At 45.7% G+C, this 15,242-nt stretch carries 14 protein-coding genes; 8 read left to right on the forward strand and 6 right to left on the reverse strand.

Going from position 1 to position 15,242, the window contains the following annotated elements:
• Positions 1-140: 140 nt before the first annotated feature.
• The 4 genes from rpoD to rpsU all read right to left on the reverse strand — a co-directional run bounded on the left by rpoD (position 141) and on the right by rpsU (position 4,705).
• Positions 141-2,003, reverse strand: a complete 1,863-nt coding sequence (gene rpoD / locus R7R78_RS08485; protein ID WP_005395986.1) for an RNA polymerase sigma factor RpoD — start codon at positions 2,001-2,003, stop codon at positions 141-143.
• A 99-nt stretch (positions 2,004-2,102) separates the two neighbouring features.
• Complete coding sequence (dnaG, locus tag R7R78_RS08490; RefSeq protein ID WP_005379719.1) at positions 2,103-3,869, reverse strand: DNA primase; 1,767 nt, start codon at positions 3,867-3,869, stop codon at positions 2,103-2,105.
• 149 nt (positions 3,870-4,018) lie between these two features.
• Complete coding sequence (locus tag R7R78_RS08495) at positions 4,019-4,462, reverse strand: GatB/YqeY domain-containing protein (RefSeq protein ID WP_225473420.1); 444 nt, start codon at positions 4,460-4,462, stop codon at positions 4,019-4,021.
• A 27-nt stretch (positions 4,463-4,489) separates the two neighbouring features.
• Entirely contained in the window at positions 4,490-4,705 is a 216-nt protein-coding gene (gene rpsU / locus R7R78_RS08500) for a 30S ribosomal protein S21 (protein ID WP_001145625.1), read from the reverse strand.
• A gap of 230 nt (positions 4,706-4,935) precedes the next feature.
• Here rpsU and tsaD point away from each other — a divergent pair, with 230 nt between their 5' ends.
• Both tsaD and R7R78_RS08510 read left to right on the forward strand, forming a co-directional pair.
• Positions 4,936-5,952 (forward strand): tRNA (adenosine(37)-N6)-threonylcarbamoyltransferase complex transferase subunit TsaD, encoded by a 1,017-nt coding sequence (gene tsaD, locus R7R78_RS08505; RefSeq protein WP_005379854.1) that lies wholly within the window; start codon positions 4,936-4,938, stop codon positions 5,950-5,952.
• Between the two features lie 176 nt (positions 5,953-6,128).
• Positions 6,129-6,944 carry an alpha/beta fold hydrolase gene (locus R7R78_RS08510; protein WP_171344386.1) on the forward strand — a complete coding sequence of 272 codons (816 nt, stop codon included), beginning with the start codon at positions 6,129-6,131 and terminating at the stop codon, positions 6,942-6,944.
• 34 nt (positions 6,945-6,978) lie between these two features.
• Here R7R78_RS08510 and plsY read toward each other — a convergent pair whose 3' ends face one another.
• Positions 6,979-7,590, reverse strand: coding sequence for a glycerol-3-phosphate 1-O-acyltransferase PlsY (plsY, locus tag R7R78_RS08515; protein WP_005379857.1), 612 nt, complete (start codon positions 7,588-7,590; stop codon positions 6,979-6,981).
• A gap of 250 nt (positions 7,591-7,840) precedes the next feature.
• Between plsY and folB the strand changes: the two genes are divergently transcribed.
• The 3 genes from folB to R7R78_RS08530 are packed head-to-tail and all read left to right on the forward strand — an operon-like array spanning position 7,841 to position 9,497.
• Complete coding sequence (folB, locus tag R7R78_RS08520; protein WP_005387458.1) at positions 7,841-8,200, forward strand: bifunctional dihydroneopterin aldolase/7,8-dihydroneopterin epimerase; 360 nt, start codon at positions 7,841-7,843, stop codon at positions 8,198-8,200.
• Complete coding sequence (gene folK, locus R7R78_RS08525) at positions 8,197-8,679, forward strand: 2-amino-4-hydroxy-6-hydroxymethyldihydropteridine diphosphokinase (protein ID WP_005387457.1); 483 nt, start codon at positions 8,197-8,199, stop codon at positions 8,677-8,679. Before folB ends, folK begins: the two co-directional genes overlap by 4 nt.
• A gap of 14 nt (positions 8,680-8,693) precedes the next feature.
• Positions 8,694-9,497, forward strand: a complete 804-nt coding sequence (locus R7R78_RS08530) for an undecaprenyl-diphosphate phosphatase (protein ID WP_167415005.1) — start codon at positions 8,694-8,696, stop codon at positions 9,495-9,497.
• Positions 9,498-9,549: 52 nt separating this feature from the next.
• Here R7R78_RS08530 and R7R78_RS08535 read toward each other — a convergent pair whose 3' ends face one another.
• A complete protein-coding gene (locus tag R7R78_RS08535; RefSeq protein WP_154204852.1) occupies positions 9,550-10,770 on the reverse strand; it encodes a multifunctional CCA addition/repair protein in 1,221 nt (406 codons plus the stop codon).
• Positions 10,771-10,908: 138 nt separating this feature from the next.
• On the opposite strand from R7R78_RS08535, the gene R7R78_RS08540 reads away from it, so the two are divergent.
• The 3 genes from R7R78_RS08540 to ggt all read left to right on the forward strand — a co-directional run bounded on the left by R7R78_RS08540 (position 10,909) and on the right by ggt (position 15,215).
• Positions 10,909-12,525 carry an ExeA family protein gene (locus tag R7R78_RS08540; protein WP_154204851.1) on the forward strand — a complete coding sequence of 539 codons (1,617 nt, stop codon included), beginning with the start codon at positions 10,909-10,911 and terminating at the stop codon, positions 12,523-12,525.
• Complete coding sequence (locus R7R78_RS08545; protein WP_005387437.1) at positions 12,525-13,211, forward strand: general secretion pathway protein GspB; 687 nt, start codon at positions 12,525-12,527, stop codon at positions 13,209-13,211. The genes R7R78_RS08540 and R7R78_RS08545 overlap by 1 nt, the downstream gene beginning before the upstream one ends.
• Before the next feature lie 273 nt (positions 13,212-13,484).
• Complete coding sequence (gene ggt / locus R7R78_RS08550; protein WP_225473421.1) at positions 13,485-15,215, forward strand: gamma-glutamyltransferase; 1,731 nt, start codon at positions 13,485-13,487, stop codon at positions 15,213-15,215.
• Positions 15,216-15,242: the final 27 nt, after the last annotated feature.

Here is a 15,242-nt window from a genome sequence, read left to right on the forward strand (position 1 = left end):
TTATAGGGGAAGCGTTGCAAGGTGTCTAGATACCAACTAGGGCAATTGCGCTTAGTTTTTATCCACTTAGAACAGTAGATAATAAAAAAGGTGACCTAAAGTCACCTTTTTTGATTTCTAAAAGCTTGTATGCGCTGCGATTATTCGTCTAGGAAGCTGCGCAGAGTCTCTGAGCGGCTTGGGTGACGAAGTTTACGTAGTGCTTTTGCTTCGATCTGACGGATACGCTCACGAGTAACGTCGAACTGCTTACCAACTTCTTCTAGAGTATGGTCAGTGTTCATGTCGATACCAAAGCGCATACGAAGTACTTTCGCTTCACGTGGCGTTAGACCTGCAAGCACGTCTTTTGTTGCCACCTTAAGGCTAGTTGCAGTTGCAGAATCTAGCGGAAGTTCTAGCGTTGTATCTTCGATAAAATCACCTAGATGCGAATCTTCGTCGTCACCGATTGGTGTCTCCATTGAGATAGGCTCTTTAGCGATTTTTAGAACTTTACGAATCTTGTCTTCTGGCATTTGCATGCGCTCTGCCAGTTCTTCCGGTAGTGGCTCGCGACCCATCTCTTGCAACATTTGACGAGAAATACGGTTTAGCTTGTTGATCGTTTCGATCATGTGTACCGGGATACGGATCGTACGTGCTTGGTCCGCGATTGAACGAGTGATTGCCTGACGGATCCACCACGTTGCGTAAGTCGAGAACTTGTAACCACGACGATATTCGAACTTATCTACCGCTTTCATCAGACCGATGTTACCTTCCTGGATCAGATCCAAGAACTGTAGGCCACGGTTGGTGTATTTCTTCGCGATAGAAATTACAAGACGCAAGTTCGCTTCAACCATCTCTTTCTTCGCACGGCGAGCTTTTGCTTCACCGATAGACATACGACGGCTGATGTCTTTAATGTTCTGTACGTTTAGAGAAGTCTCTTCTTCAATCATTTTTAGCTTAGCGATTGAACGACGGATTTCTTCTTCGTTACGTTTGATCTTTTCAGCGTATGGCTTGTCTGAAGCAAGAACTTCATCCAGCCAAGCTTCACTTGATTCATTACCAGTGAACAGCGCGATGAATGATTTCTTCGGCATTTTGCCGTATTCAACCACTGACTTCATGATCAGACGCTCTTGAGTACGAACGCGATCCATAGCAGTACGCAGTTCATTCACTAGGTGATCAAACTGTTTAGGCGTTAGACGAAACTCGCGGAATACGTCTAGCATCATTTCATTAGCAACGGTTGCTTTCGGGCTGTTATAGCCGTACTCGTTGATTGCTAATTGAAGATTTTGATAGGTGCTGCGTAGTTGGTTGAATTTCTCTAGCGCTAATTCTGGATCGATACCTACATCTTCTTCAGAATCATCTGAATCGTCATCGCTATCTTCGTCGTCATCAACGTCTTCATCGTCTTCTTCTTCTAACTGAGATTCAGTCAGTTCAGAACCGATGTGTGTTGCCGTTGGTGCAGCGGTGTCGTCAGCATCTGGATCTACAAAACCTGAAATTAGGTCTGTAAGACGTAGTTCTTCAGCTTGAACTTTGTCAAATTGCTCAAGAATGTACGGAATTGTGCCTGGGTATTCAGCAACAGACGATTGAACTTGGTTAATACCTTCTTCAATACGTTTTGCGATGTCGATTTCGCCTTCGCGAGTTAGAAGTTCGACAGTACCCATCTCACGCATGTACATACGTACTGGGTCTGTTGTACGACCAATCTCACTCTCTACGCTAGAAAGTGCAGCGGCTGCAGCTTCGGCTGCATCTTCATCGGTAATATTTGTGTCATCGTTCAGTGCTAAATCATCAGCATCAGGAGCAGTTTCTACTACCTTAATGCCCATGTCGTTGATCATCTGAATGATGTCTTCTACCTGTTCTGAATCTACGATTTCAGCAGGTAGGTGGTCATTTACTTCGGCGTAGGTCAGATAGCCTTGTTCCTTGCCTTTAATAACAAGTGACTTTAGCTGTGACTGCGGATTGTGATCCATAGACGGTATCCAACTTCGTAATCTGGTGAAGGAATCAGTATGCGAAATGCAAACCACTTACTATAACAAATTAAATCGTTGCTGACTAATTAAACAGGGTTACGCTTTTAAATCTAGCATAAGTGCTAGCAGCTCCCTTTTCTCTTCGGCTGATAAACCGACACTTCTTGCTTTGGCCTGCAGGTTTTCAATTTGTTTTTCTACGCACTGGGCAATAATTTTATCCAGTGAGTCTAAAAAGATTTCTTCTTGGTTGTCCTCATCGAGTGGAATGTCCCAACTCGCGAGACGAGACAGAAGGGTCTCATTTTGGCTGTTTCGCCAATGCTCTAATAATTGGCCTGTGTTGATATGGGGATGCGCTTGGCATTTATCAAGTACATCAACAAATAAACTTAGACCAGGAATGGGCAAATCTCTAACGCTAGTTAGATCTGGCACCATACTTACGTATTGTGGGTTTTGAATCAGTAACGCGATCACTTCTCGCATCGGCGTTCGCTTGATTTCTTTATGAGGTTGAGGCCTTTTATCCTCTTTACCTTGTTTTGAAATTAGCTGCTGTAGTTGGCGTTCATCAACCAAACCCAAACGGCGGCCAAGCAATTCTCTCAAGTATAGTCTTAAAGTGCCGCCAGGGACTTTATCAATGAGAGGAACCGCAAGAGTACTCAGTTTTGCCATGCCTTCTTTCGTGCTCATATCGACTTGCTGAGTCAATGAGCTGAACATGAATTCAGACAAGGGCATCGCATTAGACACTTGCTGCTCAAATGCTTGTTTTCCGTTTTGTCGGATATAAGAGTCGGGATCTTCTCCATCCGGCAAAAACATGAATTTTAACTGGCGACCATCCGTTAGGTAAGGCAATGCATTTTCCATGGCACGCCACGCGGCTTCACGGCCTGCGCGGTCACCGTCATAACAACACACGACGGTGCTTGTTTGCCTGAATAACACTTGCAAGTGATCGCCCGTTGTCGAGGTTCCCAATGAGGCAACGGAATAATCTACGCCATATTGAGCAAGCGCGACAACATCCATATAGCCTTCAACCACTAAAATTTGTGGTGGCTCACGGTACGCTTGTAGTACTTCATAAAGGCCATACAACTCTTTACCTTTATGAAATATCGGGGTTTCGGGTGAGTTGAGATATTTTGGTGTCCCATCACCTAATACTCTACCACCAAAGCCTATTACTCGGCCGCGTCTGTCTCGAATAGGAAACATCACTCGACCACGGAATCGGTCGTAGCGATTGCCTTTATCGTTTTCAATCAACATGCCGCCAGTGACGAGCATGTCTTGGTTTTCTTTATTCTGGCCAAAGTTCTTACGAACTAAATCCCATTCATCAGCCACATAGCCGATGCCAAACTTCTGGACGATTTCACCAGACAGGCCGCGATCTTTTAGATACTCAATCGCCACCTTACTTGCTGGCTGTTTGAGTTGGTTACGATAAAATTGAGCAATGCTGCCCATTAAGTCGTATAGGTTACGTTTTTCACTGCTGCTTGCTTGTGGGCCTGACTGAAACGAACCATTACCGCCGCTACGTTGTTCGCGAGGAACATCTAAACCCAAGTATGAAGCGAGTTCTTCAATAGCTTCGACGAATTCTAGTCGGTCGAATTCCATCAAAAAATCGATGGCATTTCCATGCGCGCCACAACCAAAACAATGGTAGAACTGCTTTTCTTGACTGACACTGAATGAGGGTGTCTTTTCGTTGTGGAAAGGGCAGCATGCGCCGTAGTTTTTGCCTTTTTTCTTAAGTTTCACACGTGCGTCGATGATATCGACAATATCAAGTCGAGCTAGAAGGTCATCGATAAAACTGCGAGGGATGTGTCCAGCCATAAAACCTAACAAAAAAAGAAGATGATGAGTGGAGTGAATGCCTTAAAAGAATGAGCGTATTGCCCATTGATTTCATTCCATCCATCCAGATACAAACAAGCCGTGCGCTCCAAAGGATAGCACGGCTTGCTGCAATTGGGTGGGGTACCTTAAGCCAATTTAGAGCGAACTAAACCGCTTACTTTACCCATATCTGCACGCCCTTGAATTTGCGGTTTCAGAACGCCCATTACTTTGCCCATGTCTTGCATGCCAGCTGCGCCAGATTCAGCAATCGCGTTCTCGATGAGAGCCGCTACTTCTTCGTCTGTCAGTGGTTGAGGCATAAAGTCCTCAAGAACGGTAATTTCTGCTTGTTCCGCATCAGCAAGATCTTGACGACCCGCTGCTTCAAACTGCGCTACAGAGTCGCGACGTTGTTTAACCATCTTGGTCAATACTGCAAGAATGTCGTCATCGTTCAGAGTAATCTGTTCGTCAACTTCACGTTGCTTGATTGCTGATAGGGCTAAACGAATAGTACCAAGGCGTAATTTGTCCTTGGCTTTCATCGCTAATTTTTGCTCTTCTTTGAGTTGATCAATCAGAGCCATAACTAAATTCCTTTTGGAGCTCAGTTATTAGTACAGGCGAACGCGACGAGCGTTTTCGCGAGCTAGCTTCTTAGCGTGACGCTTTTGAGCTGCTGCTTTAGCGCGTTTGCGAACTGTAGTTGGTTTTTCGTAGTGCTCACGACGACGCACTTCAGAAAGGATACCTGCTTTTTCGCAAGAGCGCTTAAAACGACGTAGAGCAACGTCGAACGGTTCGTTTTCACGTACTTTAACTACTGGCATATGCCTTTCACCTCAGGGGTTATTCGTTAACGCTGGTATTCAACAGACCAAATCACAATTGTTAGGTCTCTTACCAGCTTGATCAAAAATGGTGCGGAATTTTAATCCGATCACAACTACTTTGTAAAGCCTTTTGTCGATTATTGTCTGTACAAAATTTGTTTGCAGCACCAAGGCAAGGTAATATGACGCCCAAATTTCCTCTATACAGAAAGCATACTGAGAAAACCATGCGCATTATTGGTATTGAAACCTCTTGTGACGAGACTGGCATCGCAATTTATGACGATGAAAACGGTCTCTTGTCACACAAGCTATACAGCCAAGTAAAACTGCACGCAGATTACGGCGGTGTGGTGCCTGAGTTGGCTTCACGTGACCACGTAAAGAAAACCATTCCTCTTATTAAAGAGGCACTAAAAGAAGCGAACTTAACTTCAAAAGACATCGATGGTGTCGCGTATACCGCGGGGCCTGGTCTTGTTGGGGCGCTATTAGTGGGTGCGACTATCGGTCGCAGTATTGCTTATGCTTGGGGAGTGCCAGCGGTACCTGTTCATCATATGGAAGGTCACCTATTGGCCCCAATGTTGGAAGATAACCCTCCACCGTTCCCGTTTGTGGCGGTATTAGTATCGGGCGGCCACTCTATGATGGTGGAAGTGAGAGGCATCGGTGAGTACAAAATTCTAGGTGAGTCGATTGATGATGCGGCGGGCGAAGCGTTTGATAAAACAGCGAAGCTAATGGGTTTGGATTACCCAGGCGGTCCACTATTATCTAAACTTGCGGAAAAAGGTACACCGGGCCGCTTTAAGTTCCCACGCCCAATGACGAATGTGCCAGGTTTGGACATGAGTTTCTCTGGTCTAAAAACCTTTACGGCTAACACGATTGCTGCAAACGGTGATGACGAGCAAACCCGCGCGGACATCGCATTGGCATTTGAAGAGGCTGTGTGTGCTACGTTGGCTATTAAATGTAAGCGCGCGCTTGAGCAAACAGGCATGAAACGCATTGTTATTGCTGGTGGTGTGAGTGCTAACCGTCGTTTGCGAGCTGAGTTAGAGAAGTTAGCGAAGAAAGTTGGCGGCGAAGTTTACTACCCACGTACTGAGTTCTGTACAGATAACGGTGCGATGATCGCTTACGCAGGCATGCAGCGCTTGAAGAATGGCGAAGTGGCTGATATGTCAGTAGAGGCTCGTCCACGTTGGCCAATTGATCAACTAACACCTGTCGCTTAATCAAATTTATGCGGTAAGTTTGAAACCGGTTCTGTGTAATAAAGGTCTCTGCTCCTCAGAGGCCTTTATTTTTAATTATTCAATGAACCGCCTCGTTTTACATTCTGACTGATGCGATCAGTTCGCTATTGTTTCAGTGCTAGGATGACGTGGAAGAATAAGAAATGGATATAACAATGAATAAGTTTGAAATTGAAGGTCAGCAACTTGCTTATCTAGATAAAGGTGAGGGCCCTGTGCTTCTATTTGGTCATAGTTACCTTTGGGATCGCCAAATGTGGGCGCCACAAGTTGAGGTTTTAAGCCAGTCATTCCGTTGTATTGTGCCAGATCTTTGGGCACATGGTGAATCGGACGCTGCACCTGCATCGACACAGTCATTGGCCGACTATGCACAACATATGTTGGCATTGATGGATCATTTAGATATCGAAGAGTTCTCGATAGTGGGCTTATCTGTTGGCGGCATGTGGGGAGCAGAGCTAACGGCTCAAGCGCCGCAACGTGTTAAGTCACTGGTATTGATGGATACCTTCATTGGCTGGGAGCCAGAAGTTACGTATAAGAAGTATTTTGCAATGCTTGATACCATCAGCCAAGTCCAAGCAGTGCCTGCGCCAATTATTGAAGCCGTTGTGCCATTGTTTTTTGCTGATAACGCTGAGCAGGTGAATCCTGAGTTGGTCGCTGCATTCAAACGCAGTTTAGAAGAGCTGAACGGTGAGCGTGCGGTGGAAGTAGCTCGCATAGGGCGCATGGTGTTTGGTCGCCGTGATGTGATTGAGGATTCGGAAAAATTTGCTCTGCCGACGTTAATTGCAGTGGGCTGTGAAGATAAACCCCGTCCAGTTTTTGAATCTTATTTAATGAAAGACTGTATCACAGGCAGTGAGTTGGTAGAAATTCCGCAAGCGGGACACATCAGTTGTTTAGAACAGCCGGAGTTCGTCAACCAGATGTTGTTGAACTTCCTGAATCGAGTTCATGCGTAACCAATACATCCTTCTTTAAACGAAAAACTCGGCATTAAGCCGAGTTTTTTTGTGTCAGTTTTTTCTCGCCGATTTTTGGCTCGTCGCCAGACAAAAGCCGACGAATATTTTGATGATGCTTAAATACGATTAAGCAGCACAGCATAGCAACAGGTAACGTGTATTGCGGTTTAAACATCCAAGTATAAAACGGAGTGACCAAAACCGTGACGAGAGCCGCTAAGGATGAATAGCGGAATAGCGCGGCTACTGACAGCCAAGTTAACATTACCAATCCTGTTAAGTCCAAACCAATCGGAGCGATAGCGCCAAGCGCGGTTGCGACACCTTTTCCGCCTTTAAAGTGGAAAAAGATGGGGTACATGTGGCCAAGACAGGCAGCAATGGCGATGACACCAAGAATGATAGGGTCGATACCAAGAAAGTATCCGCCCCACACGGGGATAGTGCCTTTGAGCATATCGCACAACAAGACTGAAACAGCGGCTCCTCGTCCGCCAATACGCAATACGTTCGTTGCTCCAGGATTGTTAGATCCCACACTGCGTGGGTCTGGCAGTTTTAAGAGTCGACAGATCAAAACCGCACTGGAAACCGAACCTAATAAATAGGCGGCCATTGTCATTATCAGTGCCAGTGCGTCCATAGAAGTCCTTGATGGATTGGAATTTAATGCTCGGTTCCCGCGTAGTTGCTATCATACCCCGAATTTACATAATGCAGAAATCCTCACTGTGATAGAGCTTGCATTATGTGATTTCTTGTATATAAAGATGCTTTCGCAGTTTATACCTAAGTAACATTGTGATGACCAAAGTAAATGTTACTTAGGTATAGAATACTACGATCAAATTACCCCTCACGGGTATCCGACCTCTGTAACAGAAGGACATAAGATGGCTCTGGATAAAGTTTTTATTGAACAGTTAGAAGTAATCACCACAATTGGCGTGTACGACTGGGAACAACAAATCAAACAAAAGTTGGTTCTAGATATTGAAATGGCACACGATAATAAACCTGCGGGCAAAAGTGATGATGTGCAAGATGCACTGGATTATTCGCAGGTGAGTGAGGCGGTACTTAACCACATTGAAAATGGTCGTTTCTTACTGGTCGAGCGCGTGGCTGAAGAAGTAGCAGAGCTTATCATGCAGCGTTTCTCTGTGCCTTGGGTGAAAATCCGCCTAGCGAAGCCTGGCGCCGTACCGCAAGCACGTGCTGTTGGTGTGGTGATTGAGCGAGGCCGAGCATGATCACCACTTATATCGGTGTTGGGACGAACGTAGAAAGAGAGCAACATGTGCTTGCTGCGTATCAGGAGCTGCAACGGCTTGGAGAAAATCTCCTCGTATCACCGATATATGAATGCGAACCTATTGGTTTTAGCAGCAAGAATTTCTACAACTTTGTCGTTGCAATGCGTACCGAGTTGTCATTAGAAGAGTTGAGCCATCAACTACGCGAGATTGAATTTAAGTGGGGACGCGAAGAAAACGCGCAAAAGTATCAGGATCGAACACTGGATCTCGATATAGTGTTGTTCGGTGAGCGCGTCTCCAAGAAAAAACCTGAGCTACCTCGCAGTGATATCTACAAATATCCTTTTGTCACAAAGCCGCTGTATGATCTCGAACCGCAATTAGTGATCCCAGGCGATGGACGCACAGTCGCAGACATTTGGCATGCTATGCAGCCAGTCGATTCGCTCAAACCCGTTTCCTTTCATTTTTAATTTGAGTTGTTTACATGAGTTATTTTGAAGCCTTTATTTTGGCTCTGATTCAGGGGCTGACAGAGTTTTTGCCTATCTCAAGCTCTGCCCATTTGATCCTGCCTTCCGCTATTTTAGGATGGGAAGACCAAGGTCTAGCCTTTGATGTTGCTGTTCACGTCGGTACATTAATGGCTGTCGTGATCTATTTTCGTCATGAAGTAATCACTTTGTTTCAAGCGTTATTTGCTTCGATCTTTAAAGGAGATCGCAGTAAAGAAGCTAAATTGGCTTGGATGATCGTGATTGCGACGATTCCAGCTTGTGTGTTCGGCCTATTGATGAAAGACATCATTGAAGTGTATCTACGTAGCGCTTACGTCATCGCGACTACCACGATCGTATTTGGCTTGTTGCTATGGTGGGTAGACAAAAACGCTGAACTCGTTGCCGATGAATACCAAACGGGTTGGAAGAAAGCTGTATTTATCGGTATTGCCCAAGCCTTAGCGATGATTCCTGGAACTTCACGTTCAGGGGCGACCATTACAGCAGCGCTTTACCTTGGCTTTACTCGAGAAGCGGCTGCCCGCTTTTCATTTTTAATGTCGATCCCAATCATTACATTAGCTGGTAGCTACTTAGGTATGAAGTTAGTGACCAGTGGTGAACCTGTCCATGTTGGTTTCTTACTGACTGGCATTATCACATCGTTTATCAGTGCGTACATCTGTATACACTTCTTCTTGAAGATGATTTCACGCATGGGCATGACACCGTTTGTGATTTACCGTCTGATTTTGGGCATCGGTTTGTTCGCTTTTCTATTAAGTTCATAATTGATGCTAACGAAAAACGCCCGCGAAATCCGCGGGCGTTTTTGTTTGTTCGTTACTTCTTAAGTGCTGCTTTCACTGCTTCAATACGTCGTTTTTCTTGCTCGTCACGAATCGCAGGGCCTTTAAAGCCCTCTTTGATTATGATTTGAACGTCAACTGCCGCTGCTGCTTGGTAGGCTTGCCTAAAAATATCCGCCTGTGGATATGGTTGCGTTTCCAGTCCTTTACGACCAGCATGATCCGCTTGACAGCAAAGCAAGATATCTTGCAGACGTTCGGACTTACGCCACACATCAAGCTTATTGAGTATTTTAATTATGGTTTGTGGTTTAAGTTCAGCCGCGCGATGAATATTGGAATGCTGTTCGCACACCATCAAGGCTAAATCACGAAACTCATTTGGTACCCGGACACGTTCGCACAGCTTTTTGATCAGTTTTAATCCTGTATGGCAATGCATTTTGTGGCTTGGCCATTCGCTCTCTGGCGTCACGCCTTTACCCAAGTCATGCACTTGGGCGGCAAACCTGACGGGGAGTGAGTTACTCAATTTTGCGGCTTGCTCTGCCACCATCAAAGTATGGATGCCAGTATCGATTTCTGGATGCCACTTCTCAGGTTGAGGTACGCCAAATAGTGCATCAATTTCAGGTAACACCACGGTTAATGCACCACAGTCTCGTAGAACCGATAAGAAAATATCAGGGCGAGGAGTAGAGAGAGATTTATGCCATTCTTGCCAAACACGCTCGGGAGTCAGTGTGCTCAGCTCTCCGGACTCTGCCATGTGACGCATTAACCGCATAGTTTCGTCGGCAACCGTAAAGTTTAGATCAGCAAGCTTTGCAGCGAAGCGAGCGACACGTAAAACGCGTAGAGGGTCTTCAATAAAGGCGTCTGATACATGGCGTAGCAGTTTATCGTTGAGATCTTGCTGGCCACCATATGGGTCATGGATCGTGCCATCACTCTCCATTGCCATCGCGTTAATGGTTAAATCACGACGTATCAAATCTTCTTCTAAGGTGACGTTTTGATCGAAGAAACATTCAAAACCAGTGTAACCAGAACCTGACTTTCTCTCTGTTCGTGCAAGGGCATGTTCTTCTTTACTTTTGGGATGCAGAAATACAGGAAAGTCTTTACCAACGGCGGTGTACCCTTGGGACAACATCATCTCAGGCGTCGCGCCTACGACCACCCAATCATTGTCATAATTATCAATTCCGAGCAATTTATCTCGAACTGCGCCACCTACTAAATAAACTTGCACGAATTACCTCTTAATTTATGGATATGCCGTTGGACATTGTAGCAAGCAATGGTACTTTTCTTTACTCCCGAGAGTAGATGCGGCTATGTTTATATTATATCTGACTATTCTCAGGTGGTTTTTTAGCTGGAGAGCCTAATGTATAAGGACTTTTTTGGGTTTGTCGAACAACCATTTTCGATTGTTCCAAACTCACGTTATTTGTATTTAAGCCAACGTCACAAAGAGGCAATCACACATCTCCAAGCTGGGCTAGGCGATGGCGGTGGCTTTGCTATGCTTACTGGCGAAGTAGGTACAGGCAAAACGACCGTCGCAAAAGCGATGCTGGCGAATTTGGGTGATAACACCAAAGCGGGTCTTATTCTCAATCCCACGTTTTCGAGTAGAGACTTGCTCGAAGCCATTTGTGATGAGTTCAAAATCACCTATCCGCCAGACGCAAACCTCAAACAGCTAAACCAGGTTATCCATCAATATTTGCTGCGTAATTATCGTTCAGGCTGGCAGACATTGCTGGTCATTGATGAGGCTCAACACCTTGCTGCCGACGTTTTAGAGCAGTTGCGCTTGTTGACTAACTTGGAAACCGATACCAGAAAACTGCTCAAAGTGTTGTTGGTCGGGCAGCCTGAATTGCAGCGGTTATTACAAACAACACAACTACGCCAACTTGCCCAGCGTATTACCGGGCGTTATCACCTGTTGCCGTTGGATGAAAAAGAGACAGAAGATTACATCGCATTTCGACTACATACAGCTGGTGGCGACCAGCAACTGTTTAATCGTGCTTCTTGTAAACTTATAGCCAAATACAGTCACGGTATACCGCGGCTCATCAACCTTATCTGTGACAAATCCCTCAACATCAGTTATCACCAGGGTAATGTGGTTGTGGATAAGCAAACCGTTCAGCAGGCCTGTGAAGAGGTGATGCAGTTTCAGGCAGATATTTATCAGCAAGATAAAAAAGAGCGCCGGACTTTCCGTTGGCCTGCTTGGGGCTCTGTCACGGTAGGCCTTATTGCTGCATTAAGTACGGGGTGGGCGATCGTGAATTATATGCCAGCTCAAGCGACGTCAGTGTTGACACAAGTGACGGAGCCAAGAGTAGAGCCAACACCAACCGTCGTCAGCCAACAGTTAACGGATGAGCAGCGTGCTTTATTGTTAACACAAAAACAGTCGAACCTCGCTGTAAATGATTTGTATCGTTTGTGGGGGTATCAAGCATCGGTTCGCGATAACCTTTGTTTGTCAGAACCGCAGTCGACTATGCGTTGTGAGCGTAAAATGGCGACTTGGCCGCTGTTGATGCAACAAAATCGCCCTGTGATCTTGGAGTTGAATTATCAAGGTGATGTTGGGTATGTCATTCTATATGCCGTCGGTAATGACCAAGCTGAAGTGCTCAATGGTAAGCAGCGTCTCCGTCTGCCAATTTCATGGTTAAAGCCGTTGTGGCAGGGCAATATTATCGAACTGTGGCATGCTCCGCTGAATGAAACATTACGTTTAGACATGGAAGGCCCTGCGATTGAAGTATTAGACCGATTATTAGCAGAAGCGGTGAGTGAGCCACTGCTTGAAACGTCTATTTTTGATGGTGCGATGAAAGAGCGAGTCGAGTTATTTCAACGCTGGCAAGGAATTGGTGTCGATGGTATTGCAGGTAAGCGAACGCTAGACCGACTTCAGCAAAATGTTCAGCCAGATGCGCCTCAACTGGCGAGAATAGAGAAGGAGGACGCATAATGTCAGCTGTGAAACATATAGGTCTGTTCTTGCTGCCAATCACTGCTTCTGCTATTGGAGTCGCTTGGTACTTAGATCTCTTTGCACCGAGTGTTGAAGTAGATACAACGTCCCCGATAGAAAAGGTCGAAGTGGTATCACCTTTCAAAGTATTAGACTATCCAGAGAACACCCAGTTGGCCCAATTGCCAAGAGAGTGGCCAAGTGCAGAGCTATCGCGTGATTTTGGTACATTTACCACCCCCGATGAATACACGAGCCATACACCAAGCAGAGATGAAACACGCAACTCAGCATCAACCCAAACGACTTCTGCTGCTGAAGAGGACCTCGGGTTGTCTTTGGATGATCTGGATTTATCCTCATTATCTCCTGATTTAGCTAGGAAGGTCGAAAATGCCTTATCCCGAGATGATGACAACTCTTCATCACAAACGGCACGCGTGAACGATTTAGAGCGCAACGCTCACCAGTGGCAAGGGCGTCTACCTGCGCTTAATTTGCAAACCCATATGTACGCTAGTGATGAAAATCGCCGTTGGGTGAAAATTAACAATGTTGAGTATCATCAAGGGGATGTCGTTGATGATCAGGTCACTCTAAGAGAAATACAACCGCAAGCTGTGATTGTTGAGTTCCAAGGTGAGCAAATTCGTATACCAGCGTTGTATGAGTGGAAAGGCTAACTCTTGTAGAAACACATCAAGCCAGCGAAATCATATCGCTGGCTTTTTATTTTTCAGAGCATCTTTTGCATCTATTCTGGTGATGATTTTTAGATACTCAAACAAGCAAAATATAGCTTTTCTCAGTCGTTTAAATAGCACCAATATCATTCATCTATTGATAGCGCGATTCCAGTCAGCGTTGTGTAAAAAGACACCATTTTCACGAACTTCGGAGTAATGACTTGGTCCACGTTAGACCCCATCACATAATAGGAGTCTAAACAGAGACACATGCGTATTCTGATTTTTTCTTTAAGCATTGTTGCATCGACAAGCTATGCAGCAAAGCCAGACCCATTCCCAGTTACACCAGATAGTCGCGGGCAAGATTTCATGGTCAGTGCGACGAATCCTTACGTGAGCAGTACCGGTTACTCAATATTGAAAGAAGGCGGTAACGCTGTTGATGCTATGGTCGCGATGCAGATGGTGATGTCTGTCGTTGAGCCAGATATGACCGGAATTGGCGGCGGGACTTTCGCGCTGTTTTATCAACATGACGAGAAAAAATTTCTGGCCCTTGATGGTCGAGATGAAGCGCCCTCTAGCGCGAACCCTGAAATGTTTGTTGAGAATGGGGAAGTACTCAGTCGCAACGAAATATTAGGCCCTCGTTCTGTTGCGGTTCCAGGCACGTTGCGGTTGCTTTACACCACTCATGAACAATACGGCAAGTTGCCATGGGCAGAGCTGATTAAGCCGGCGATTACATTGGCGAGCAATGGGTACGCGATGAACAGCTACACCTACGACATCGTAGTAAGAGAGCAAAGCCGACTTGAGCAAGATCCGGAAGTGAAAGCCTTGTATTGGCAAGGGGACGATATTAAGCCGACGGGAACCTTGATGAAGAACCCTAAGATGGCTGAGACGCTGAGGAAGATCGCGCAACAAGGCGATAGTTACCTTTATGGTGGTGAGCTTGGTCAGCACATCGTAGAGACGGTTAATAGTCGTATTGACGACCAACACGAGAAGTTGTCTTTAGAAGATTTTAAACATTACCAAGTGAAGCAGCGTGACATCATTGAGAGCGACTACCGTGGGAATAAAATCGTCTCTTTTGGTTACCCAGCTTCGGGCGGTGTGATGGTCGCTCAGAGTCTTGAACTGCTTGCACCCTATGACATTGCCCATATGGCGAAAACGGATGTGGAACCTTGGCGTCTCATGACTGAAGCGATGCGAATTGCAAAAGCCGATCGTATTGCGTATGCCGGAGATCCGGATTATGTGGAAGCGCCAGTTGAACAGTTGTTGTCTAAAGCCTATCTAGATCAGAGACGTGATTTAATCCCCGATAATGGCACTTCAAAAGAGGATCCAAAAGCAGGACAGATAACGCAAACTCAGTATGCGCAATATCAAGGCTTCGAGAGCAAAGATACAGGGCATATTTCTATCGTCGATAGAGATGGAAATGCAATAGCAATGACTAGTACGGTAGGAACAGGTATGGGCTCGGGTGTGATGGTCGATGGCGTTATCTTGAACGCGCAGATGGCTAACTTCTCACCTCTGCCAACGGTTAACGGCAAACCTACGCAAAACTCAATTGAAGCGGGCAAGCGTCCACGTTCGGCTATTACGCCATTAATGGTGATGGACAGTGATGATAATTTGCGTTTGGTGGTTGGGTCACCAGGTAGTTCACAAATCCCGGGGTATGTACTCAAAACCGTGGTTGGGGTGCTGGATTGGAACTTATCAGCGCAAGAGGCTATTGACTTACCAAACATCCAGTATGGCACTAAGATAGACCGCACCAAGTCTTATGACCCGACTGGTTTGCTGGTGGAAAAGAAAACGTTCGCAGAAATGTTGGTGCCTGAGTTTATGGAGCTTGGCTACCCAGTGCACGTTATTCCAGTGGTAAGCGGTTTGAATGCAATTGAGCTAAAAAATGGCAAGCTTTATGGCGCAACGGATCGTCGTCGAGCCTCTAGTTCAATGGGGGAGTAGTACTCACTTCTATCAAACGAAGCAAAC

This window comes from Vibrio sp. 2134-1 (genome assembly GCF_033339495.1).